This window comes from Paucibacter sp. B2R-40 (assembly GCF_025717555.1).
Taxonomy (GTDB): Bacteria; Pseudomonadota; Gammaproteobacteria; order Burkholderiales; family Burkholderiaceae_C; genus Paucibacter_A.
This window is the reverse complement of the sequence record NZ_JAJIRP010000002.1, coordinates 315,644-338,229: the sequence shown is the minus strand read 5'-3', so window position 1 is coordinate 338,229 and position 22,586 is coordinate 315,644. Positions and strand designations below refer to the sequence as shown.

Below are 22,586 nucleotides of genomic sequence, written 5' to 3'. Positions count from 1 at the left end.
AGCATGCTATTTCCCGAAGAGCAAGAGTTGATCGACCGCATCGGCGTCGCCCTGACGCAGCGGCGCGAAAAAATGGGCACGGCCGAGTCCTGCACCGGCGGCCTGATCGCCGCGGCCTGTACCAGCTTGTCTGGCTCCAGCCAATGGTTCGAGCGCGGCGTGGTGACCTATAGCAACGAGTCCAAGACCGAGTTGCTCGGTGTGCCGGCCGCCTTGATCGGTCTGCACGGCTCGGTCAGCGGCGAGGTGGCGCTGCACATGGCGCGAGGCTTGCTGGCGCATGCGCCGATTGATTGGGCTTTGTCGGTCACCGGCATCGCCGGGCCGACAGGGGGCAGCGCCGATAAGCCTATCGGCACCGTTTGGCTGGCGCTGGTGCATGCCGGCTCGCCTCCCAAGGTCTGGCGGGAACTATTTCCCGGCGACCGCCATGCGGTGCGCACGGCAACCCTGCGGGCCGGCTTGATGGCCTTGTGCGAGGCGGTGGAAGACAAGGACGAATGAGTCTGCTTTTGCTGGGGCGTTGGCAGCCCGCTGAGCGCGATCGCTGGCTGAGGCTGCTGCAAGCAGCCTTGCCGAATGAGCAATGGCTGTTGGCCCCGCCCAGCAGCGCCGCCGAGGCCGCCGAAGTGGAGGCAGCGATCGTCGCCAACCCCGAGCCCGGCAGCCTGGCCGGCCTGCCGAATCTGCGCCTGATCCAGTCGCTCTGGGCCGGGGTCGAGCGCTTGCTGCAAGACGGCAGTTTGCCTGTGAATGTGCCGTTAGCGCGCATGGTCGACCCGGCGATGAATGAGGCCATGACGCAGACGGCCTTGTGGGCGGTGCTGTCCCTGCAACGTGGCTTTTTTGACCTGCAGGCGCAGCAGTTGCGGGGCGAGTGGCTGGCCCCGCAGCAGCCGCGGGCGAGCGAATGGCGGGTGTTGGTGCTGGGCCAGGGCGAGTTGGGCGGCCGTGTGGCGCAGTCTTTGGCGGCGCTGGGCTACTCGGTCAGCGGCTGGAGCCGGCGCCCGGCGCAGGTCGAAGGTGTACTGGCCCTGCATGGCGATATGGGGCTGGCTGAAGGCTTGGCGCAGGCCGATGTGATCATCAATCTGCTGCCTTTGACGCCGCAGACGAGCCGGTTCTTTGATGCCGCGCGCTTCGCTGCCATGAAGGCCGGCGCCAGCCTGGTCAATCTGGCTCGCGGCGCCCATGTGGTGGAGGCCGACCTGCTGGCGGCGCTTGAGCAAGGTCGTTTGCGGCGTGCCGTGCTGGATGTGTTCGAGCATGAACCGCTGCCGACCGGGCATGCTTTTTGGCGCCATGCTAAGGTCACCGTGTTGCCGCATTGCGCAGCGCAGACCGACCCGCGCAGCGCGGCTGCTGTGGTGAAAGGCAATATTCAAGCCTTGCGCGCTGGAGCAAGCCTGCAGCATTTGGTCGAGCGACAGCAGGGGTACTGAACGGGCGGCCGAGGAGGTAAGTACCTAAACTCGGAAATATCGAAACATGAAAGCGCGTCTTTGCCCCATGACGTCGTTGTGAATCCTCGCCATAGCTAGGGCTATGCCAGTGGTTCACGCCTAGTCCCGGGTACAAATCCATCACTTTCATTTCGTTCCGCTACTTCCAAGTTAAGGCACTCAGCATGGAATTCTGTTCGGCGGATTCAAGCATTGCGCAGTGGGAGTCGCTGCTCACGGCAGGCGGCGCCATCGAGACCACGCGAGAGCGCCTGCTGCTGGCCTGGAGTCTGCGCCAGCGTGATACCCGCCGTGCGTTGGCCTATGCGCTTGATGTCGAGGGGCTGCTGGACTCCACCGAATGGCCAGCCGCTGAGATTGCCCGCGCCCGCGCCCGACTGAGCTTGCTGCGCGCAGAAGCGCATTTGCTCTTGGGACAAATGGATCTGGCAGCGGCGCAACTGGCCCAAGCACGCGTTTTGTTCGAGGCTTTGGCGGACGAGCTCGGCCTGGCCGACCTGCATTGGTTGGCTCATTACCTGGCGGCTGACTTGGGTGACTCGACCGGGCTGCGAGCCGCCTTGAGCTCGGCCATCGCCTGCGCGGAGCTAGGCGGAGATGCTCAGCGCAGTTTGATGTTTCAGGCGAACTTGGCGCGCGCCGATGTGTTTGTCGATCAAGCCGAAGCGGAGCGCCATTGGTTGACTCGCTTGCCTGCCGAGGGCCAAGTGCAAGCCCCGATGGCGGAGGCGGCGCTGAACGACTTCCGCGGCCTGCTGGCGGCCATGAATGGCCAGCTATTGCAGTCCATCAAGGCGTGGTCGGAGGCCTTCGAGTTGGCCATGCAAACCGGGCAAATCCGGCGCGCCATCACCTTGGCCACCAATCTGGGCCATAGCTTCACCCGCATGAGCGACTTCCAGACCGCCATGGAGTGGCTCAAGCGGGGCCTCGATTTGTCGCGCACCGCCCGCTGGCCGAGCATGATCAGCCTGTGCTTGGCGCATACCGGCGAAGCCCTGCGGCATTTGGAGCAATTGAGCGACGCCCGCGACCTCCTGCTGGAATGCTTGGACTTGACCGAAGCTCAGGCCGGCAGCCGCACCCATGCGCTGGCCTTGGGCTACTTGGGGCATACCGAACTTGATTCGGGCCAAGCGGCCGCAGCGCAGGCCGCGTTCACGGGCTTGATGCAAGCGGGCATCGCCGTGCGTTCGCTTGACCTGCAGATCAACGCCCGTTTGGGCTTGGCCCGGGCGGCGCTGATGCAGGCGCAGTTTGCGCTTGCGCGCGAGCAGGCCGAACTGGGCTTGCAGTTGGCGCGCGCGCAGCATGAGCCGAGTGCAGAACTTGATTTGCTGTGGGTGCTGGCCGACATTCAACGCGATGAAGATGCGTCGATCGCGGAGTCGCAACAGCAACTGCAGCCGCAACATCATGCCTTGGTTTGGTACGAGCTGGCCCTTCAGAGAGCCGCGTCCATAGAGGGCTTTGTGGCGCCACCCAAGCTGCTGGAGGCTGCCGCCAAGGCCTATGCGCGGGCGGGTGACTTTGAGCGGGCCTATCTCCATTCGCTGCGCGCCAGCGAGGGGCGCCAGCGCAGCTTCAATGAGGAGGCGGCGCGCCGCTCCAGCGCCTTGCAGGCGCACCATCAAATCGAGCGCGCACGCGCCGAGAGCGAGCATCTGCGCCGCCTGGCCGAGTCCGAGGCGGCGCGTTTTCAATTGCTGCGCGACTCGCACGAAGTGCTGCTCCATCTCGGTCAAATAGGCCAGGAAATCACCAATGAATTGGTGGCCGAGCGAATCTTCGAGGTCATGGAGCGCCATATTCACGCGCTGCTGGACGCGCCCTGCATGGCCGTCTATTTGCTTGATGCCAAGGCTCAGCAGCTCATCTGCGCCTTTGGCGTGGAGGACGGCCACGCTTTCATGGACCCCCCGATCGCGATGAGCTCGCAGCGTTCGCTGACCGTGCGCTGCGTGCGCGAGCGCAAAGAGTTTCTCTTCGGCGATGCCAGCAATGCCGGTCTGGGGGAGCAGGTGCCGGGAACCTCGGCCCAGCAAAGCGTCATTTTCGCGCCGCTGCAAGTGGGCGAGCGGGTGATTGGCGTGATGACCATACAGTCGCCGCGCGTCGGTGCCTTTGGTGAGCGGCAGCAAATCATTTTTCGTACGCTCTGCTCCTATATCGCGATCGCCTTGGACAACGCCGCCGCCTATCAGCGCTTGAGCGAATTGCAAAAGCAGTTGATGGCGCAGGAGAAACTCGCTGCCTTGGGCTCTATGGTGGCCGGCGTGGCGCATGAGCTGAACACGCCGATCGGCAATAGCCTGCTGGTTGCCAGTACCTTGCTGGATGCGACGCAGGACTTCTCGCGTCAGGTCGAGCGGCAAGCCATCAAACGCTCGGAATGGCTGCAATACGCCAGCCGCACCGTTGACGGCCTGGAGGTCATCAACCGGAGCATGGAAAGCGCAGCTTCGCTGGTGCGCAGCTTCAAACAGGTGGCGGTGGATCGCAGCTCGGAGCAGCGGCGCCGCTTCGACTTGGCTGAACTGTGCGAGCAATGCGTGCAGACCCTGGCATTGCAACTGAGTCGCGCCGGCGTGAAATGGCAGGTTCAGCTGCCGACGGGGCTACAGCTGGAGAGTTACCCCGGCGCATTGAGTCAGGTCTTGATCATCTTGATCAGCAATGCCTTGCTGCATGCCTTTGAGGGTCGCGCTGGCGGGCAGATCGAGCTTGGGGCCGGCTTGGCGGGAGAAGGGCAGATCGAACTGTGGGTGCGGGACAATGGCGTGGGAATGAGCCCGGCCGTGCTGGAGCGTGTGTTCGATCCCTTTTTCACGACCAAATTTGGTCAAGGTGGTTCCGGCCTGGGACTGAGCATCGGCCACAACTTGACCAGCCATGTGCTGGGCGGCAATTTGCGCGTGAGCAGCCAAGTCGGTGCAGGCAGCTGCTTTACGCTGGCGCTGCCGTGCACAGCGCCTTGACGATGCTGGCCTTAGCTCTGTAAGGCCAGCCGAGGGCCCCGCGCGGCCGTCGTCTCCACCAGCATCAGCGCCAGCCGGCGCAGGCCCATCCAGGCATCTTGCGGCCAGTCCGGGTGGCGCAAGCCTTTGACGAGGCCGTCGCAGATCTGTGCGGCAGCCACCAAACGGGTTAAATCGGCGGATTGCAAGCCCGGCACGATGCGCTCGAACAAGCGCTCTTTTGGGCCCCAGACGCGTGACTCGCGCATCGCCATCGGCAGCGGTTTGCCGGCGTCAACCGCATCGCGCACGCGCTTGAGCGCGCGGATGTCTTCGGCGAGGCTCCAGTGCACCAGCACGGCGGCCTCGCCCTCGGCCTCCAGGCCTTCCAGCATGCGCAAAACGCGCGCGAGCTGGCCGCCCAAGACCGCCTCGCTGAGCTTGAAGACGTCGTAGCGGGCCACGTTCAAAACGGCCGATTCGATCTGCTCAAAACTCAGCTCGCCCTTGGGGTGCAAGAGCGCGAGTTTTTGCAGTTCTTGATGCGCGGCGAGCAAATTGCCTTCGACCCTGTCGGCAAAAAAGGCCAGCGTGCGCTGACCCATCTCGCCGTCCGCGACGCGCTGACCTTGCGCCACCAGACGCTGGGCGATCCACTGCGGCAGCGCGCGCCGCTCGACCGGGTCGACGCGCAGCGTCACGCCGGCGCCGTCCAGCGCGCTGAACCAGGCGCTGCTGGTCTGCGTCTTGTCGAGTTTGGGCAGGCTGACCAGGGTCACCACATCCTCGGGCAGGCGCGCACAGTAACGCTGCAGCGCCTCGGAGCCGTCTTTGCCGGGCTTGCCGGACGGGATGCGGATTTCGATCAGCTGCCGGTCGGCAAACAGGCTCTGCGCCTGCGCCGCGCCGAGCACCTGCGCCCAGTCGAAATGCGCGCCGGCGACGGTGAAGACCTTGCGTTCGCTGTAGCCCTGGGCGCGCGCTGCCGCGCGGATCGCATCGGCCGCTTCTTGAATCAAGAGCGGCTCGTCGCCGTAGACGGTGTAGATCGGGCGCAGCCCTTTTGCGAGTTGGGGGGCGAGGGCTTCGGCGCGGAGTTGCATCTTGATGGGGCCTCAGCTAGGCAGGCGCACGGCGCCCAAGCGCCGCATCACCTGCGCAACCGCGTCGGACTGCATGGCGCGGTAGAGCTGGGCTTCTTCCTGCTCTTTGCCGAGCGCGTCGGTTTCGCGGAAGTTCATTTCGCGCACCATGCGCAGCTCGGTGCGCGGCAGCAGCAACTCTTCATTGGGGGTGCGCAGCATGAAGTCGAAGTTCAGGCGCAACTGCCACTCACGCACTTGGCCAGCGGTCGTGGACACCACCGCCGAGCGTTCGCGCACATCCTTCAGCACCACCAGCACCAGCTGCGCCTTGTTAGCGTCTTCCACCACCACCACCGAGGTGCGCGAGAGCTGGCGGCGCAGCTCGGCCGCCATCGGCGAATCGGGCTTGATGCCGCTGATCGCCAGACTGTGAAACAGCAGCTCGGGCTCACGCCGCGGCGCAAAGCCGCAGCCCGTCAGGCTAATGCCCAAAGCCATCAGAAGACGTCGACGCTGCATGAGCTGCTTCAGACGACCAGATTGACCAAACGGCCCGGTACGACGATGACCTTCTTGGCCGGCTTGCCCTCGGAGAACTTGATGAAGTCCTCATTCGCCAGCGCCGCCGCTTCGATCGCCGCCTTGTCGGCGCCGGCCGCCACGCGGATCGCGCCGCGCAGCTTGCCGTTGACCTGCAGCATCAGCTCGATCTCGTCTTGCACCAGCGCTGCTTCATCAACCGATGGCCAGGCGGTGTCGAGCAGATCGCCCAGGCTATCGGCAAATCCGAGGTCTTGCCAGAGCGTATGCGCGATATGCGGGCAGGCCGGGTAGAGCAGGCGCAAGAGCACCGAGAAGCCCTCGCGCACGGCGGCGTCCTGGCCTTGCGACTTGAAGCCTTCCAAGGCGTTGAGCAACTTCATCGCGCCCGACACCACGGTGTTGTACTGCATGCGCTCATAGTCATAGCTGACCTGCTTGAGCACCAGATGAACCTCGCGGCGCAGCGCCTTGCCGTCGCCATTCAAAGCGGCAAAGTCGCGGCCGCCGGTCTTGATTGCCGCTTCTTGCTTGACGGCAAAAGCCCAGACCCGCTTGAGGAAGCGGTGCGCGCCTTCGACGCCGGCATCGTTCCACTCCAGCGTCTGCTCGGGCGGGGCGGCGAACATCACGAACAGGCGGGCGGTGTCGGCGCCGTATTGGTCGATCAAGGCCTGCGGGTCGACGCCGTTGTTCTTGGACTTGGACATGGTCGTCAGTTCGTACTCGAGCGGCAGACCGTCCGCCTTGAGCTTGCCGCCGATGATCTGGCCATGCGCGTTGAGTTCGACTTCGACCTCGTCTTCCCAGTAATAGTTCTTGCCCGCGTCGGCCGGCTTGCGCGAGAAGGCACCCTTGAGCACCATGCCTTGCGTCAGCAGCTTGGTGAAGGGCTCGTCGATCTTGACCAGGCCCAGATCGCGCATCACCTTGGTCCAGAAGCGCGCGTAGAGCAAGTGCAAAATCGCGTGCTCAATGCCGCCGATGTACTGGTCCATGCCGGGGCTGCCATTGCCGGCGCCGCCCATCCAGTAATCAGTGCCGGCGCCAACCATCGCGTCTTTGTTCTGCGCGTCGCAATAACGCATGAAATACCAGGACGAATCGACGAAGGTGTCCATCGTGTCGGTCTCGCGCTGCGCCGGCTTGCCGCATTGCGGGCAAGCGACGTTGAGGAAACCGGCGTGCTTCTTGAGCGGGTTGCCGCTGCCGTCGGGGATGCATTCCTCCGGCAAGACCACCGGCAGATCCTTCTCGGGCACTGGCACCGCGCCACAGTCGGCGCAATGGATGATGGGAATCGGCGTGCCCCAGTAGCGCTGGCGGCTGATGCCCCAGTCGCGCAGGCGCCAGGTGGTTTTAAGCTCGCCCAGGCCCTTGGCGCCGAGCAGCTCGGCAACTTTGTTGGCCGCCGCCTTGTAACTCAGGCCATCCAATCCATCGGAATTGATGCAGACACCGTCTTTGGTCCCATACCAATCTTTCCACGGCTTGGTTGCGTCAAACGTGTGGAATGCAGCATCCTCTGCGTCGTCCTTGAGGGCAAAGTCCGCAGCGACGACTTGCTTGATCTCAATCCCATAATTTTGGGCAAAGGCGAAGTCACGCTCATCATGCGCCGGCACGCCCATCACGGCGCCGTCGCCATAGCCGATCAACACATAGTTGCCGATCCAGACCTCGACCTGTGCGCCGGTCAGCGGGTGCGTGACGAACAGGCCGGTGGGCTTGCCCTTCTTCTCTTGTGTGGCGAGTTCGGCTTCGGTCGTGCCGCCGCTCTTGCACTCAGCGATGAAGGCGCGAAGGTCGGCATTACCGGCGGCCGCATGCGTGGCCAGCGGATGCTCGGGCGCCACGGCGCAGAAGGTCACGCCCATGATGGTGTCGGCACGGGTCGTGAAGACATACAGGCGGCCGTCCTGGATCAGCGCGCCGTCGGCGCCCTTGATCTGGTGCGGGAAGGCGAAGCGCACGCCTTCGCTCTTGCCGATCCAGTTTTCCTGCATCAGGCGCACGCGCTCGGGCCAGCCGCTCAGATAGCTCGTGTGCGTCGGGTCTGCCACGGCGCCGAGCAATTCTTCGGCGTAGTTGACGATGTTCAGGTAGTAGCCGGGGATCTCGCGCTTTTCGACCGTGGCGCCGGAGCGCCAGCCCTTGCCGTCGATCACCTGCTCATTGGCGAGCACGGTCTGATCGATTGGGTCCCAGTTCACGACTTGGGTGCGGCGCTCGGCGATGCCGGCGGCCAGCATCTTCAGGAACAGCCATTGGTTCCATTTGTAGTATTCGGGAGAGCAAGTGGCGATTTCGCGCGACCAGTCGATGGCCAGGCCCATCGATTGCATCTGCGACTTCATGTAGGCGATGTTGTCGTAGGTCCATTTGGCCGGCGGCACCGCGTTCTTGATCGCGGCGTTCTCGGCCGGCAGGCCGAAGGCATCCCAGCCCATCGGCATCAGCACGTTGTAGCCCTTCATGCGGAGTTGGCGCGCCAGCATGTCGTTGATCGTGTAGTTGCGCACATGGCCCATATGCAGCTTGCCGCTGGGGTAGGGTAGCATCGAGCAGGCGTAGAACTTGGGCTTGCTTTGGTCCTCGGTCACGCGGTAAGCGTCACGGGAATTCCAATATTGCCGCGCGGCGGCTTCGATCTCGTTAGGTGCGTACTTTTCGTTCATACGCAAATTGTAGGGGCAGGCTTGGCGGGGCCGGCTTCGGCCTACTGTGGCGGTGCTTGTGGCGGCGCTTCGGTGACGAAGGCGATGCGGCTCAAGCCGGCGGCTTGCACCCAGCCGATCAACTCGGCCACCTGGCCGTAAGGCACCAGCTCGTCGGCGCGCAGCTGCACTTCAAGTTCGGCATTGGCTCGGCCCAATTCAGTTATGCGCTGCTGGAAGCGCTCGGCCGAGAGCTTTTCCTCGCCCAGGTAGAGCCCGCCATCCGGCGCCAAAGAGACGGCAATGAATTTGGGTGCATCGGACGGCGTCGCCGCTTCGCTCTTGGGTAAGTCCAGTCGCAGCGAGGAGCTCATCAAGGGTGCGGCGATCATGAAGATCACCAGCAGCACCAACATGACGTCGATCAGCGGCGTCATATTGATCTCGCCCATCGGTTTGGGTCGCTCGGTGCGCTCTAGCCTGCCGAATGCCATGATTGCTAGTCCGCGATGCGGTCTTGTTCCAACATCTCGCGCAGATCATGCGCAAAGCCTTCCAACTCGGCCTCGCAGTCGCCGACCTGTTTGCCGAAGATGTTGTAGGCCAAGACGGCCGGAATCGCCACCGCCAAACCAGCCGCCGTCATGATCAAGGCCTCGCCAACCGGGCCGGAAATCTTCTCGATCGTGATGTTGCCGCCGGCCGAGATGCTGACCAACGCGTGGTAGATGCCCCAGACGGTGCCGAACAGGCCCACAAAGGGCGACACGCTGCCGATCGAGGCCAGCAGTACTTGGCCGAACTGCAAGCGCCCCAGCACCCGGTGCAGGGCGTCGCGCAGACGGCGGGTCAGGCGCGACTCGCGCTTGCCGGCACCTTCGAGCGTGCCGCTTTGCGCGGCAGCGGTGGCCGCGTCCAGCAAAGGCAGCAAGACGGCTTCGGAATCAAAGGCTTCCAAGGCAGCGCGGCCGCCGTCGAGGTCGGCCGCCGCCCAAAAAGCCGGCACGGCCTGCGTCACACTGTTGCGGGTGCGGCGCAGCGTCCAGCATTTCCAGAAGATCACGACCCAGGCGCTGACCGACATCGTCAGCAGCAGCAATGCCACCGCGCGCCCGACGCCGTCGCTCTGGCCCCAGAACTCGGCGAAGCCGCTCATGCGCCCAGTCCCAAAACGTCGTTCATATCGTAGAGGCCGGCCGGGTGACTGGCCAAGAAGCGCGCCGCGCGCAAGCTGCCTTGTGCATAGGTGACGCGGCTGCTGGATTTGTGGCTGATCTCGATGCGCTCGCCGGTGCCGGCAAACAGCACCGTATGGTCGCCGACGATATCGCCGCCGCGCACGGTGGCAAAGCCAATCGTGGATGGGTCACGCTCACCGGTCACACCTTCGCGGCCATAGACGGCACAGGTCTTCAGGTCGCGACCCAGAGCGCTGGCGACCACCTCCCCCATTTGCAGCGCCGTGCCGCTCGGCGCATCGACCTTGTGGCGGTGATGGGCCTCGATGATTTCGATGTCGTAGCCTTCGTTGAGCGAGCGCGCCGCCAGATCCAGCAGGCGCAGCACGACGTTGACGCCGATGCTCATATTGGGCGCCATCATGATGCCAATGTGTCCAGCATGTTCGCCGATCACGGCCTTTTGCTGGGCATCGAATCCGGTGGTGCCAATGACGGCCTTGACGCCCAGGGCACGGCAGACCGCCAAATGGGCCAGCGTGCCTTCGGGCCGGGTGAAGTCGATCAAGACATCGGCGCCGCGCAAGGCCGCATGCAGATCGTCGGTCACCAGCACGCCGCTGGCGTGGCCCAGGAAACCGCTGGCGTCTTGGCCCAGCGTCGGGCTGCCCGGCCTATCCAGGGCGCCGTGCAGTTGGCAGTCAGGGCTGCCAACTACGGCTTCGATCAGCATCCGGCCCATACGGCCGGAACATCCCGCGATGGCGATGCGCAAACTCATTTCTGCGCTTCCAATGGTGGGAAGCTGCGCTGCACGCCGATGGTCTCCGCAGCAGGGGTGGGTGGCTTGGCTGGCACGGGCAGGGCCTTGCGCTCTTCCTCGGTCAGCGCCAGCTTGGGCGCATCGCCGCGCAACTCGCGGGTATTGATGGCCGAAACGAATTCGTTTTCGGACGGCAAGTCCGGTGGCAGGTCGAGTTGCTTCAACAAGTCACCGTCAAACCAAGCGACCACGAGTCGCTGCTGCGGCTCAATGCCTTGGCGGCGAATCGTGAATACATAGTCCCAGCGGTCCTCATGGAAAACATCGGTCAGCAAGGATGTGCCCAACAAATCGCGCACCTGGGCCCGGCTCATGCCGGGTTTGACCTTGGCAACCTGCTCTTTGGTCAGCACATTGCCTTGCACAATGTCCATTCGGTAAGGGCGCACAAGGCCGAAGACCTTATCACCGGACACGGATGGAAAGCCCGAGCAAGCACTCAGCAAGGTGGTCAAGGCAGCGGTCAGCGCAAGCAGACCCAGGCGAATTGGCGAGTCATTTCTAGAATTCGGGTGCATGAGGTAATTCTGTGGGGGCTTGGGCTGCTGAAGGGTCGCCAGAGCTGGCTATGATCGGGCCATTCTAGCGGCAGGCCCACGGTGGGCGACGCCCACCCCATCAAGCCATGAACCGGACCGAAGAAATCAAGAACAGCGGGCTGAAGGCGACATTGCCTCGCATCAAGATTTTGGAGATATTCCAGAAGACGACGCAGCGCCATATGACGGCCGAAGATGTCTACAAGGCCTTGCTGACCGAAGATGCCGACATCGGCTTGGCCACGGTTTACCGTGTGCTGACGCAGTTTGAACAAGCCGGTTTGCTGTCACGCAATCATTTTGAGTCCGGCAAATCGGTCTTCGAGCTCAATCAGGGCAACCACCATGACCATTTGGTTTGTCTGACTTGCGGGCGGGTGGAGGAGTTCTTCGATGCGGAGATCGAGGAGCGGCAACATGCGATCGCACGCTCACGTGGCTTCGATTTGCAAGAACATTCACTAGCGCTCTACGCCAGCTGTATCAAGACGGATTGCCCGCACCGCAATAGCTAGGTCGGGCAGATCCCGCTTAATCCAGCTTGTGCTGTTCATTTTGCGGGTCACCGCGAAAGGTTTAGCTCTCTGGCCTTTTTGCGGAGTACCGCGAAAAGCTCAACTCTCGTCGAGTTGACCTTTTTCAATCGCGCGCTGGTGGCGCTCAACGAACTCGCGGTAGGTGTCGATCCCGCGCAATTGCAGCACGGTGTTGCGCACGGCTGCCTCGACCAACACCGCCAAGTTCCGCCCCGCGTCCACGGCGATGATGACCTTGCGCACCGGCGTGTTCATCACCTCTTCGTACAGTGGCTCATAGGGCAGGCGCTCGAAGTCGCGCTCCATGGTTTCCTTGCGTACCAGGTGCACGATCAACTTCAGGCGCATTTTGCGGCGCACCGCAGTCTCACCAAAGATGGCCTTGATGTCGAGCAGGCCGATGCCGCGCACTTCGAGCAGATTCAATAACAACTCCGGGCAGCGACCTTCGATGGCAGTTTGCGAGATGCGGAACAGGTCCACCGCGTCGTCGGCCACCAGACCGTGGCCGCGCGAAATGAGTTCCAAGCCCAATTCACTTTTGCCCAAGCCCGACTCGCCGGTCAGCAGCACGCCCAGGCCCAAAATGTCCATGAAGACGCCGTGACGGGTCGTGCGGTTGGCAAACAGGTGAGCCAGATAGGCGCGCACCACGTCGATCACATGACCGGCCGGCTCGGCCGTCACGAACATCGGAATCTCGGCGCGGTCGCACATCGCCACCAAGCGATCCGGGGGCGACTGATCATCGGCCACGATGATGACGGGCGGCTCCAGCGTGACGATGCGGGAAATGCGCCGGTCCAGCACCTCTCCGGTGGCTTCGCTCAAATAGGCCACCTCGCGGCGCCCGACGATTTGCACGCGGTAGGGGTGGATGTAGTTGAGGTAACCGACCAGATCTGCGGCAGAGTGCGCGTCGCGTACGGCCGCCTCATCAAAGCGGCGCTCGGGGTGCGCGTGGCCGGCAATCCATTCCCATCTCAGCGCCTCCCGATGTTCTTCAAAAAGGCGGTCGGCGCTGATGGAGGTGGGTTTCACTGAACGTGGGTTCTCGGTCTTGGTTTGGTCAGGCGACCGACTTAAGTGGCTGCCAGGCCGCAATCAGGCCATGCAGGGTGGCTGCGTCGGTCTCGGATTTGAGGCGCTCGCGCAGGTCACGATCCGACAGCATTTCGGCGATTTCCGACAGTATCTCCAGGTGCCGCTGGGTTGCGGCCTCGGGCACCAACAGGAAAATCAACAGGCCGACGGGCTCATCGTCGGGTGCGTCAAAGCCAATCGCCTGTTGTATGCGCAAGACCGCCGCGAGTGGATTTTTCAGGCCTTTGATACGGCCATGGGGAATAGCGACACCGTGACCGAGGCCGGTCGAGCCCAGGCGTTCGCGGGCAAACAGGTTGTCGGCAACCAGGGCACGCGAGATCGCGTGGTGATTCTCGAACAATAGCCCGGCCTGCTCGAAAACACGTTTCTTGCTTGAGGCGTCCACATTCACCAGCACATTGCTGGACGGGAGGATGGCGGCGAGACGGTTCATGGTGTCAAAGCGCCGATTCGGGCTGCAAGCCTTGGGCGAGTCGCTCATTCAATATCTAAGCGCTGAATTATAGAAAGCTGGCTGAACCACGGGGGGTTCATACGCATGTCAGGGTGAACAATCGCACATGTCGCTGTTGCATAGCAACAAAATCATGTAAATAGCGAAAGCTTACAGCTTGCAATGCTTTCGAACAGCAAAAAGGCGATCCGGAGATCGCCTTGCTGGGGCGCCGGACAAACTGCCCGGCGGTTGTTCATCAAATCAAGAATCCAGGCTCTGGCTGGGTGTTTCCAGGCGCTTGGCGGATGCATGATGGTGATCTTGCAGCCTGTCCTTGTGGCGGCAGACTTGCCGGTCCAACTTGTCCATCAATTGATCAATGGCGGCATAAAGATCTTCGGCGGCATGTTCAACGAAGATGTCGCGTCCCTTCACATGCACGGTGACTTCGGCCTTCTGCCGGCGTTCCTTTTCCTTTTGCTTCTCCACGGTGAGCAAGACATTGATGTCAACGACTTGGTCAAAATGGCGGGTCACTCGGTCAAGCTTGGTGAGCACATACTCACGCAGAGACGGTGTTACTTCCAAATGGTGGCCACTGATTGTCAGGTTCATAAAGCCTCCTTTCACAAGGGGAAATCGAGAAGACAAAAAACAAAGTGCAAAGAACGAGTTGATTTATTGCTGGGTCGCTGAGTTCGGCTTTGGGAGTGGATCGGTGAATTCAGTTTGCACCGGAAGAGCTTTCGTGACAAGTCCTTTACGGCATTTGGAAGGGGCATAGTCCGAGCTACTTACTTGGCGACAGCGCTGCGGGTTTGTGTTGGGGTCAATTTCTGGCAGTCAAATGCTTGATTTCAAGCGCTTTTGGATCGTTGGGCTGCTGATGCTCGGTGATAATTGCTCTATTACAGCTACGGAGCCTTTTCTTGGACAGCGATCACCCTAGGTGACCGTCCACACTATCGCCTGTCGGCCCTGATTGAAGCAATCAGCCGATTGTCCGGAGTGAGACGGTCCCACCCCCCATCCACTCCCGGACGGCGAGCCCGTCCAGACTCAATGCGGCGCAATGGCGCTGGAGATCTGCATGCTGAATGTTTTCACGCTCGACAACGGCCGCCTGAAGGGCGGGCTTTTCCAAGAAGAAATTGAATCCGCCGAGGATCTCGCTCAGTCGCGCCCAGTATGGGTGGATCTGGAGTTGCCCAGCGCCGAGGAAAAAGGCTGGATCAAGGACCGCTTCGGCTTGGTTATCCCCGAGGACATCGTCGACGAAGATTTGGAAGAGTCGGCGCGGTTTTACGAAGAAGACAACGGCGAGTTGCACATCCGCTCCGACTTCTTGATCGACGACGATGCCAACACCCGCAATGTGCGGGTCGCCTTCATCCTTCACAACAATGTGCTGTTTTCGATTCACAACGAAGACCTGCCGGTGTTCCGCCTCTTGCGTCTGCGCGCAAGGCGTATCCCCGCCTTGATCGAAGACGCCAAGGATGTTTTGCTGAAGCTGTATGACGCCGACGCCGAATATTCGGCCGACATCCTGGAAGGCATCTACGATAAGCTGGAAACCGTCAGCGCCCGCGTGTTGAAGAAGGACGTCAATGACGCCGAGGCCGGCGAGGTGCTGTCGGCGATTGCGCGCGAGGAAGATTTGAACGGGCGCATCCGCCGTAACGTGATGGATACACGGCGCGCCTTGAGCTTCATGATGCGCAGCCGCATGCTCAATGCCGAGCAGTTCGAGGAATCTCGGCAGATTCTGCGCGACATCGATTCGCTCGACTCGCACACCGCCTTTTTGTTCGACAAGATCAACTTCTTGATGGACGCGACCGTCGGTTTCATCAATATCAACCAGAACAAGATCATCAAGATCTTCTCGGTGGCCAGCGTCGCGCTGCTGCCGCCAACGCTGATTGCCAGCATCTACGGTATGAATTTCAAGTTCATGCCCGAGCTGGACTACGCCTGGGGCTATCCCTTTGCGCTGGGTCTGATGGCGGCCTCGGTCGCGGCCCCCTTCATTTACTTCCGCCGCAAGGGTTGGCTGCGCTGATTCGGCCGGCGCCGCTGATCAGACCTTTAGCCGGCGTTTGATCAAGCGCAGCAAACCGCCCAGCAGCGGCAGCTTCTCGTAGAACTCTTCGGCCGCGTCCCAATAGTCGCGGTGGTAGGCGATGCGGCCGTCGGCGGCAAAGCGCAGATGGCTGCTGCCGTGAATATGGCGCTGCTGCGTTTGGCCCTGGAGCCTGAAGCTGAAGTCCCAGGTCAGAAAGCATTGCTGGTTTTGAACCAGGCAGTCGAGCACCTCGAAACGCGGCGCGTCCAAGGTTTCAAACATATGGGCAAAGATGCGCTGCACACCGATCAAGTCGCGGACTTCGTTGAACGGGTCTTTGAAGAAAGCCTGTTCGGTGTAATGCCGGCCCATCCACTGCACATCGTCCGCGCTGAGCTGCTCAAAAAAGCGGATCGCGGCGGCGGCGCGTGGGTCGGGGTGGTCTTCGGCGTGAGGGCTCATGGCTGAATGAATTTTCTGATCACGGCAAAGTAAGCCCCATGGCCCAGCAGGCGCAGGGCCTTGAGCCAAAGCGTGAATCGTTTAGGAAAATGAATTTCGAATTTGCCTTGGCCCCAGCCCTTGATGATGGCCGCCGCCGCTGCCTCGGCAGTGATCAAGGCGGGCATCTTGAAGTCGTTCTGCGCGGTCAGCGGCGTCTCGACAAAGCCGGGGTGTATGACAGACACGCCGATGCCTTCGCCGGATAAATCAAGATAGAGGGCCTCGGCCAAGTGACTCAGTGCCGCTTTTGACGGACCGTAGGCCAGCGATTTGGGCAGGCCGCGGAAACCTGCCACGCTCGAGATCAAGCTGATGTGGCCGCCGCAGCCTTGATGGGCTTGCAGCAGCAGCTGTGGGAGCAAGCTGTCGAGCAGATTCAAGGCGCCAATATAGTTGACGTCGATATGCCGGCGCGCCTCGGCGAGCGAGAAGCGTTGCGCGCTCATCGCTTGGTAGTAGCCGGCGCAGTAGACCGTCAGGTCGATACGGCCATAGCTGCGCACCACCGATTTAGCGGCCTGCTTCAAGGCCTCAGGGTCCAAAACATCGAGTGGCAGAGCCAAGCTCCCGGGATGCTCGACCACAAATTGCTGGAGCAGTTCCGCCTGGCGGGCCGACACGATCACGCGCGCACCGGCCTGATGCAGGCTGTGCGCCAAGGCCTGGCCGATACCGCTGGAGGCGCCGACCAGCCAGACAATGCGGCCCTGCCAGTGGCTGATTTTGGGGTTCAAAGACATGGTGACTCAGAGCTTCTGGAAGGACAAGGTCACTTGGCCCAGCTCGAAGCCGAACTTGCTCATGCGCGCCTTGTTGAGCATCACCTTGTCGTCGATCAGGTACATCCAATCGTCAAAATCGACCTCGTAGACCTTGCCGTCCACCGGCAATTTGAGCGTGTAGCTCCAGCGCAGGGCGTTGCCGGCGGCCACGCCGGTGGCCGTGCCGACCACATCGCCGGCCGTGCCGCTGTAGCGCCCTTCGCCCAGGTCCTTGATGGTCCAGACGCGCCGCTCCTTGGCGCCGTCGCTGTATTCGAAGTCTTCTTCCAGCACGCCGGTATCGCCTTCCCAGGTTCCCTTGAGCTTGACGGTGAAGCGCCGCTTCACATGGCCGCTGCGGTCGGTGAAGATACCGTGGGCCAGTAAGGGACCGTTCAAATAATTGCGCAGTTCCAGCTTGGGCGTTTCCTGCGCGTAGTCGGCCGGGTTGGGCGGAGCGGCGCAGGCGCTCAACAAGAGCGCCAAAGCGGCGAATTTGAGAGCCCAGAAAAATTTGAACAGCAGCTTCACATCAACTCCTCGGCGCCTTTGGGGCGTATCCAGAACAGGTACAGCAGGCCGGCGGCCAGCAGCTTCAATACACAGGGCAATAGGCAATAGGCGAGCGTGAGTGCGCGCAAGGCATCGGCGTCGCGCCGGCCGGGCGCGTAGTCCAGCACCTGCAGCAGCGGCAGGCTCAAGCCGGCAGCCAAGGCCAGGTTGAGCTTGGTGGCCGCATTCCACCAGCCAAAGAAAGCGCCCTCGGCCCGCCCGCCATAGCCCGCCGCGTGCACCACGCGGGCCAGCATGGCGCCAGGAATGGCCAGGTCGGCGCCGACAGCAAAGCCGCTGGCCACGCAGATCAAGGCGAAGGCTAAGCTGTCATCGGCACCCAAGGTGGCCGCCCAGGCAAAAGCCGCCACGGCCAATAGCATGGCCAAGCCCCAGCTGCGCGCTTGGCCTATGCGGGCCACCATGCGCAGCCACAGCGGCAAAGACAGCGCCGCCGCAATGAAGTACAGGCCCAGAAAGGCGCCTTCCCATTGCGGCGCTTGCAAGCGGTCTCGGACGAAAAACAGCAAGAGGCTGGCCGGTATCGCGGCCGCAATGCCGTTGAGCAAAAACACCGCCAGCAGACGCCTGAATGCCGCCGACTCCCAGACTGGAACGGCTGCAACACTGGCTTCAAGCCGTAAAGCCGGCGCACGTGGGGCCAGGCGCAGCAACAACAGGCCCAGCAGCAGGGCCGCGCCCAAGGCTGCAGCCGTGACCGGTAGGCCGAGCAAACCCGGCAGCAAGCTGGCGCTGATCACGCCCGCGAGCGCAAAGCCCTCGCGCCAGGCGACCACCCTTGTCTGCTTGCCGGCCGAGCCGCCCAGGCGCGCGCCCCAGGCTTGGTGCATCACGCTCAGCAAGCTATAGCCAAGATAGGTGAGCATCAGAAAAGCGCCGCACCAGAGCAGCAAGGCGGTCTGCCCGCGCCAGGGCGGGAAGAACAGGCCCACAAAGCCCAGCAGCAAGAGTGTTGCGGCGGCCGCCATCAAGGGTAGGACGCGGCTCGCGTGCTGAATCAGCCAGCGGTCACACAAGCGCCCGATCCAGGGGTCGATCAAGGCGTCGGCCAAGCGCGCGCCCAGCAGCAGCGCGCCCAGCAGGGCCAGCGGCATGCCGAATTCTTGGGCGTAATGGGCGGGCAGGGTGATATAGAGCGGCAAGGCCACAAAGGCCAGCGCGAAGCCGAGTGCGCCATAGCGCGCGCCGGCTGCGGGGCTCAGCGTCGGTTCAAGCACCACCGGCTGCGCTACCCAATAACTGCTTGCGCAGCTTGGGCTCGGACGTTTGCGGGGCTAGCCAGATGCCCATGAACAGGCGGCTGAAGACGGGGTCTTTGATGCTGCGTTGCAGGCGGCCGTTGACGAAGAAATTGATACCAGCGCCGGGTTCGTTGAGGCCGCTGATGCGGTCGCCCGCTTTGACGTCGGGGAATGCAGCCTCCATCTCGGCCAACCAGCGCTGGGCTTGTTCGCTGCCGATCTCGGATTGGCGGCGCATCTCGGTCAGCGAACGTTTGGCGATCTCGGTGCCGCTCAGGCTGCGGGCGTATTCCAGCTCCAGTGCCAAAACCTGCTGCGGCCAGTTTTGCGCGTCGACCGCGTCCTTGGCCCACAGCCGGATGTCGTAAATCAGCAGGCCGAAGAAGCGCATCTGCGCTTGCGCCAGCTGGCGCAAGTTCGTCAGCTCCGGAGGCGCCGCCGACGCCGCTTCGCCGGGGCCCGCCAAACTGAGCTGGGGTGTCAGTAAAATTGGCGTTAGGGCGGCGACCCCGAGTTGGCATGCGCGGCGGCGTTGCATGGCTAGTCCCTCGCCAAAGTGAACTGCATCACATCGGTATTGCCGGCCGCGAAAGCGGCTTCGCAATAGGCTAGGTAAAACTCCCACAGGCGCAGGAAGCGAGTGTCAAAACCCTGCTCGCGCACGGCGCCCTCATGGCGCAAAAAGGCGTCGCGCCAAAGCTGCAAGGTGCGCGCGTAGTCTTGCCCAAAAGCGAGTTCATTGACGACCCGCAGGCCGGCTTTAGCTGCATGAGCGCGGAACTTGCTTGGGCTGGGCAACATACCGCCGGGGAAGATGTATTGCTGGATGAAGTCGCTTGAGCGGCTGTAGCGATCAAACAAGTCATCGCGAATGGTGATGGTCTGGATGCAGGCGCGCCCGCCAGATTTGAGCTTGGCGTGCACGGTCTTGAAATAGCCATCCCAGTATTCCTGACCGACGGCTTCGAACATCTCGATCGAGATCACTGCATCGAAGGCCGGGTCGGCGATGTCGCGGTAGTCCTGCAAGCGCAGGTCGGCTTTGGCGCTCAGCCCCGCATCCGCCATGCGACGCTGGGCCCAGGCCAGTTGTTCGCTGGACAAGGTGACGCCGGTCAGCGCCGCGCCAAAGTCGCGCGTGGCGGTCTCGGCCACCGCACCCCAACCACAGCCGATTTCCAGCACCCGGTCGCCCGCTTGGACGCCGCATTCGCGCAGGGCGCGCTGCATCTTGGCCGTTTGCGCTTCGCTCAAGGATTGCTGGGCACCGGCCTCGAACCAGGCGCTGGAGTAGTTCATGCTCGGGTCCAGCCAGAGCTTGTAGAAATCATTGCCGATGTCGTAATGGGCATGGATGTTCTTGCGGCTGCCGGCGCGGCTATTGCGCTTGAACAGGTGCCGAACGCGGTGCAGGGCCGCACCCCACCAGGAACCGAAGATCGCCTGGTCCAGGCTGGCCCGGTTGCGGATGAACAGCTCCAGCAAGGCGCGCAGATCGGGCGTGTTCCAGTGGCCGGCCACATAGCTTTCGGCGAAGCCGATATCGCCCGAGCGCAGGCTGGCCGAGCAAACGGCCCAGTCGAGAATGCGAAAAGCCGCGCGCGGGCCATGGGCGTCACCAAAGTGGGCGGTCGCGCCGTCCGGCATTTGCACATCCAGGCTGCCGTGGCGCAGATGCGTGAGCAGGCCGAACACGGTGCGGGCGGCCGCGGGTGCATCGTCGGGCAGGGCGAGGCGGTGTTTGAGGGTGGTGGAGTTCATACGGGGTATGGGCTCGTCAGCGAGTCAACAGGGATTCGGGAGGGAGAGGTTTCGAGAAGAAAGGCACGCGCTTGATCCATAGCCGCAAGGCCTGCCAATGGATGCGTGCCAGCACCAGCAAGCTCAGCGCCGGCACGGCGAAGAATGCCGCGCGAGCGCTGGCTTCGCTCAAGGGCTGCAGCTGGCCGCTGACGCTGGTCTGCAAGAGCAGCTCACCGTTGTCGTCTTCATGGTCCACGCGGGCAATGGTGCGCAGCCCGCCGGGGCCGCTGCTGTGCATGAAGCGAAAGCGATAACGACCGGCAACCCGGCAAAACGGCGAGACATGGAACACCTTGCTCGCTTGCATCTCGCGCCCGAGGGCCAACTCAGGGCCTTGCAGCAAATAGCAGTGACGCTCGCCGAAAGTGTTGTTGACCTCGACGACGATGGCCGCCAACTCGCCGTTGGCGCGCTGGCAATACCAAAAGCTGACCGGCTTGAAAGTGTGGCCGAGTACACGCGGGTAGCAGTGCAGCCAAACCTCGCCGTCGGCGTCATGTACGCCTTCGCGCTGCAGCAGGGCATCCAGCCAGGCCAGGCAGTCGGGGCTGCCGTCGCCGTGGTCGGCATCGGCAAAACTCAACCAGCGCAGTGCCGCGAAGCGGGCATTGCGGTGCAGCGCCGGGCAGGGCGAGCGCCGCAGCGCACGCAGCGGCAGCATCAAAAAATAGCTGCGGTAGCTGAAACCATGCTGGGCCGGCTGCAAACGCCGATGGCGCACCTGGCCGCGCCCAATCAGCGCTTGCTCGGGCCAGGCGGCGCTGCCGCTGGGCTGGCCTGCGGCGGGTTTCATGCGGCGCTCGCCGGGCTGGCGGGCTGCTGGGGCGCCTGCTGAGTCCAGCGCTCCAGCAATTGCTTGGCCACGCTCAGGCCGGAGAGCAGACCGTCTTCGTGAAAGCCGTAGCGTGTCCAGGCGCCGCAATACCAGACATGGCCCTCGCCCTGAATCAAGGGGAGCCGCGCTTGCGCGGCAACGGCCGGGCGATCAAAGACCGGGTGGGCGTAATCAAATTCGGCCAGGACCTGCGCCGGCGCCGGCTCGCGCACGGGGTTGAGCGACACCATCACCGCCTGCTTCCAAGGCAGCGGCTGCAGGCGGTTCAGCCAGTAATGCAGGCACACGGCGCGCTGCTCGCTGCCGCTTTGTTGGCCGCCATGCTCATAATTCCAAGCCGCCCAGGCGCGCGGCCGGCTCGGCATCAGCTGCGCGTCGGTATGCAGGACCGCGCGGTTGCGGTGGTAGGGAATGGCGCCCAGCACTTGCTGCTCTGCCTTGCTTGGCTCGGCAAGCATTCGCAGCGACTGGTCGCTGTGGCCGGCCATCACCACCTCGTCGAAGACTTCGACGCCGCGAGCGCTGTGGATCTCCACCCCACCTTGCGCCAGCCGCCGCACCTGCTGCACCGGGCAGGACAGGCGGGCATCGGTGATCCGGCTCAGCAGCTTTTCCACATAGTGCTTGGCACCGCCTCGCACGGTGTACCACTGCGGCCGGTTAGCGACCTGCAGCAGGCCGTGGTTGTGGCAAAAGCGTATCAAGGTCGAGATCGGAAACTCCAGCATTTGCTGGGTCGGGCAAGACCAGATGCAAGCGACCATGGGCAGCAAATACCAATTCCTGAAGGCTTGACCGAAGCCATGCTGTTGCAGGAAGTCGCCGATGGGTTGGGCCAGGGCGGCTTCACGACCTTGCTCGGCCAACTCGGTGCACAGGCGGTTAAAGCGCAGCAGGTCGGTCAACATGCCCCAAAAGGCCGGCCGCAGCAGGTTGGCGCGCTGAGCAAACACGCCGTTCAGATTGCTGCCGCTCCACTCCAACTGCTGATCCGGCACTTGTACCGAGAACGACATCTCGCTGGCGGCGACGTCAACGCCCAATTGCTTGAACAGCTCGATCAGCAGGGGATAAGTGCGTTCGTTGAAGACCAGGAAGCCGGTGTCAACGCCGTGGCGCTGGCCTTCCAGTTCGATGTCGACGGTGTGCGTGTGACCACCGAAATAGTCATTGGCTTCAAACAAGCTGACGGTGGCTTGCGTACTCAGCGCCCAGGCCGCTGACAAGCCGGCAATGCCGGAGCCGATCACGGCGACGCGACGTTTGGGGCTGCCTTCAGGCGCCTTGGCTGGTTGCGTGCACAGCTGGCTCAAAAAAGGCAGCAAGTGCTGCGCATGGCCAGCGCTGGAGGGCGCCGTCACCCGCAATAAAGCGGCAGAAGAATTGGCCAGTGCGCCGGGCAATGAAAAGGGGCTTGCGCTAACGGCGCAAGCCCCTGGCATAAAAGTAGTCGCAAAGTGCCTCGAAGCCAACGAGGGAG

The 22,586-nt window shown here is 62.8% G+C and carries 23 protein-coding genes; 5 read left to right on the top strand and 18 right to left on the bottom strand.

The genetic code is table 11. From position 1 onward, the window contains the following. Positions 1-3 precede the first annotated feature (3 nt). The 3 genes from LNV09_RS05415 (at position 4) to LNV09_RS05405 (ending at position 4,441) form a co-directional block, all read left to right on the top strand. Complete coding sequence (locus tag LNV09_RS05415; RefSeq protein WP_263556061.1) at positions 4-504, top strand: CinA family protein; 501 nt, start codon at positions 4-6, stop codon at positions 502-504. After that, positions 501-1,442 carry a 2-hydroxyacid dehydrogenase gene (locus LNV09_RS05410; RefSeq protein WP_263556060.1) on the top strand — a complete coding sequence of 314 codons (942 nt, stop codon included), beginning with the start codon at positions 501-503 and terminating at the stop codon, positions 1,440-1,442. The genes LNV09_RS05415 and LNV09_RS05410 overlap by 4 nt, the downstream gene beginning before the upstream one ends. Positions 1,443-1,627: 185 nt before the next feature. Further along, a complete protein-coding gene (locus LNV09_RS05405) occupies positions 1,628-4,441 on the top strand; it encodes a sensor histidine kinase (protein ID WP_263556059.1) in 2,814 nt (937 codons plus the stop codon). Between the two features lie 11 nt (positions 4,442-4,452). Here the strand turns inward: LNV09_RS05405 and holA are convergent, their stop codons facing one another. The 7 genes from holA to LNV09_RS05370 are packed head-to-tail and all read right to left on the bottom strand — an operon-like array spanning position 4,453 to position 11,221. Further along, positions 4,453-5,523 (bottom strand): DNA polymerase III subunit delta, encoded by a 1,071-nt coding sequence (holA, locus tag LNV09_RS05400; RefSeq protein ID WP_263556058.1) that lies wholly within the window; start codon positions 5,521-5,523, stop codon positions 4,453-4,455. A gap of 12 nt (positions 5,524-5,535) precedes the next feature. Beyond that, positions 5,536-6,024 (bottom strand): LPS-assembly lipoprotein LptE, encoded by a 489-nt coding sequence (locus tag LNV09_RS05395; protein WP_263556057.1) that lies wholly within the window; start codon positions 6,022-6,024, stop codon positions 5,536-5,538. 8 nt (positions 6,025-6,032) lie between these two features. Beyond that, positions 6,033-8,723 (bottom strand): leucine--tRNA ligase, encoded by a 2,691-nt coding sequence (gene leuS, locus LNV09_RS05390; RefSeq protein ID WP_263556056.1) that lies wholly within the window; start codon positions 8,721-8,723, stop codon positions 6,033-6,035. Between the two features lie 41 nt (positions 8,724-8,764). Next, on the bottom strand, positions 8,765-9,196 hold the full coding sequence (locus LNV09_RS05385) for an ExbD/TolR family protein (protein ID WP_263556055.1): 432 nt from the start codon (positions 9,194-9,196) through the stop codon (positions 8,765-8,767). 5 nt (positions 9,197-9,201) lie between these two features. After that, the gene (locus tag LNV09_RS05380) at positions 9,202-9,858 is read right to left on the bottom strand and encodes a MotA/TolQ/ExbB proton channel family protein (protein ID WP_263556054.1); all 657 of its coding nucleotides are present in this window, start codon (positions 9,856-9,858) and stop codon (positions 9,202-9,204) included. Beyond that, positions 9,855-10,661: a 4-hydroxy-tetrahydrodipicolinate reductase gene (dapB, locus tag LNV09_RS05375; RefSeq protein ID WP_263556053.1), complete on the bottom strand. Its 807-nt coding sequence runs from the start codon at positions 10,659-10,661 to the stop codon at positions 9,855-9,857. The genes LNV09_RS05380 and dapB overlap by 4 nt, the downstream gene beginning before the upstream one ends. Further along, positions 10,658-11,221 carry an outer membrane protein assembly factor BamE gene (locus LNV09_RS05370; protein WP_263556052.1) on the bottom strand — a complete coding sequence of 188 codons (564 nt, stop codon included), beginning with the start codon at positions 11,219-11,221 and terminating at the stop codon, positions 10,658-10,660. The genes dapB and LNV09_RS05370 overlap by 4 nt, the downstream gene beginning before the upstream one ends. Before the next feature lie 107 nt (positions 11,222-11,328). On the opposite strand from LNV09_RS05370, the gene fur reads away from it, so the two are divergent. Continuing rightward, positions 11,329-11,757, top strand: a complete 429-nt coding sequence (fur, locus tag LNV09_RS05365; protein WP_263556051.1) for a ferric iron uptake transcriptional regulator — start codon at positions 11,329-11,331, stop codon at positions 11,755-11,757. A 99-nt stretch (positions 11,758-11,856) separates the two neighbouring features. On the opposite strand, the gene hprK is transcribed toward fur, so the two are convergent. From hprK to hpf, 3 genes are all read right to left on the bottom strand, one after another. Next, positions 11,857-12,819 carry an HPr(Ser) kinase/phosphatase gene (gene hprK, locus LNV09_RS05360; RefSeq protein ID WP_263556050.1) on the bottom strand — a complete coding sequence of 321 codons (963 nt, stop codon included), beginning with the start codon at positions 12,817-12,819 and terminating at the stop codon, positions 11,857-11,859. A 28-nt stretch (positions 12,820-12,847) separates the two neighbouring features. After that, the gene (locus LNV09_RS05355; protein WP_263556049.1) at positions 12,848-13,318 is read right to left on the bottom strand and encodes a PTS sugar transporter subunit IIA; all 471 of its coding nucleotides are present in this window, start codon (positions 13,316-13,318) and stop codon (positions 12,848-12,850) included. A gap of 264 nt (positions 13,319-13,582) precedes the next feature. Further along, entirely contained in the window at positions 13,583-13,936 is a 354-nt protein-coding gene (gene hpf, locus LNV09_RS05350; protein ID WP_263556048.1) for a ribosome hibernation-promoting factor, HPF/YfiA family, read from the bottom strand. Positions 13,937-14,411: 475 nt separating this feature from the next. Between hpf and corA the strand changes: the two genes are divergently transcribed. Next, positions 14,412-15,386, top strand: a complete 975-nt coding sequence (corA, locus tag LNV09_RS05345; RefSeq protein ID WP_263556047.1) for a magnesium/cobalt transporter CorA — start codon at positions 14,412-14,414, stop codon at positions 15,384-15,386. Between the two features lie 18 nt (positions 15,387-15,404). Here corA and LNV09_RS05340 read toward each other — a convergent pair whose 3' ends face one another. The 8 genes from LNV09_RS05340 to LNV09_RS05305 are packed head-to-tail and all read right to left on the bottom strand — an operon-like array spanning position 15,405 to position 22,410. Continuing rightward, the gene (locus tag LNV09_RS05340) at positions 15,405-15,851 is read right to left on the bottom strand and encodes a nuclear transport factor 2 family protein (protein ID WP_263556046.1); all 447 of its coding nucleotides are present in this window, start codon (positions 15,849-15,851) and stop codon (positions 15,405-15,407) included. Continuing rightward, positions 15,848-16,633 carry an SDR family NAD(P)-dependent oxidoreductase gene (locus LNV09_RS05335; RefSeq protein WP_263556045.1) on the bottom strand — a complete coding sequence of 262 codons (786 nt, stop codon included), beginning with the start codon at positions 16,631-16,633 and terminating at the stop codon, positions 15,848-15,850. The genes LNV09_RS05340 and LNV09_RS05335 overlap by 4 nt, the downstream gene beginning before the upstream one ends. Before the next feature lie 6 nt (positions 16,634-16,639). After that, the gene (locus LNV09_RS05330; RefSeq protein WP_263556044.1) at positions 16,640-17,185 is read right to left on the bottom strand and encodes a DUF3833 domain-containing protein; all 546 of its coding nucleotides are present in this window, start codon (positions 17,183-17,185) and stop codon (positions 16,640-16,642) included. Further along, a complete protein-coding gene (locus LNV09_RS05325; protein WP_263556043.1) occupies positions 17,182-18,444 on the bottom strand; it encodes an MFS transporter in 1,263 nt (420 codons plus the stop codon). Before LNV09_RS05325 ends, LNV09_RS05330 begins: the two co-directional genes overlap by 4 nt. After that, positions 18,437-19,006: a chalcone isomerase family protein gene (locus tag LNV09_RS05320; protein ID WP_263556042.1), complete on the bottom strand. Its 570-nt coding sequence runs from the start codon at positions 19,004-19,006 to the stop codon at positions 18,437-18,439. Before LNV09_RS05320 ends, LNV09_RS05325 begins: the two co-directional genes overlap by 8 nt. A gap of 2 nt (positions 19,007-19,008) precedes the next feature. After that, positions 19,009-20,229, bottom strand: coding sequence for an SAM-dependent methyltransferase (locus LNV09_RS05315; protein ID WP_263556041.1), 1,221 nt, complete (start codon positions 20,227-20,229; stop codon positions 19,009-19,011). A 16-nt stretch (positions 20,230-20,245) separates the two neighbouring features. Then, positions 20,246-21,064: a DUF1365 domain-containing protein gene (locus tag LNV09_RS05310; RefSeq protein ID WP_263556040.1), complete on the bottom strand. Its 819-nt coding sequence runs from the start codon at positions 21,062-21,064 to the stop codon at positions 20,246-20,248. After that, entirely contained in the window at positions 21,061-22,410 is a 1,350-nt protein-coding gene (locus LNV09_RS05305) for an NAD(P)/FAD-dependent oxidoreductase (protein ID WP_263556284.1), read from the bottom strand. The genes LNV09_RS05310 and LNV09_RS05305 overlap by 4 nt, the downstream gene beginning before the upstream one ends. Between the last annotated feature and the right edge of the window lie 176 nt (positions 22,411-22,586).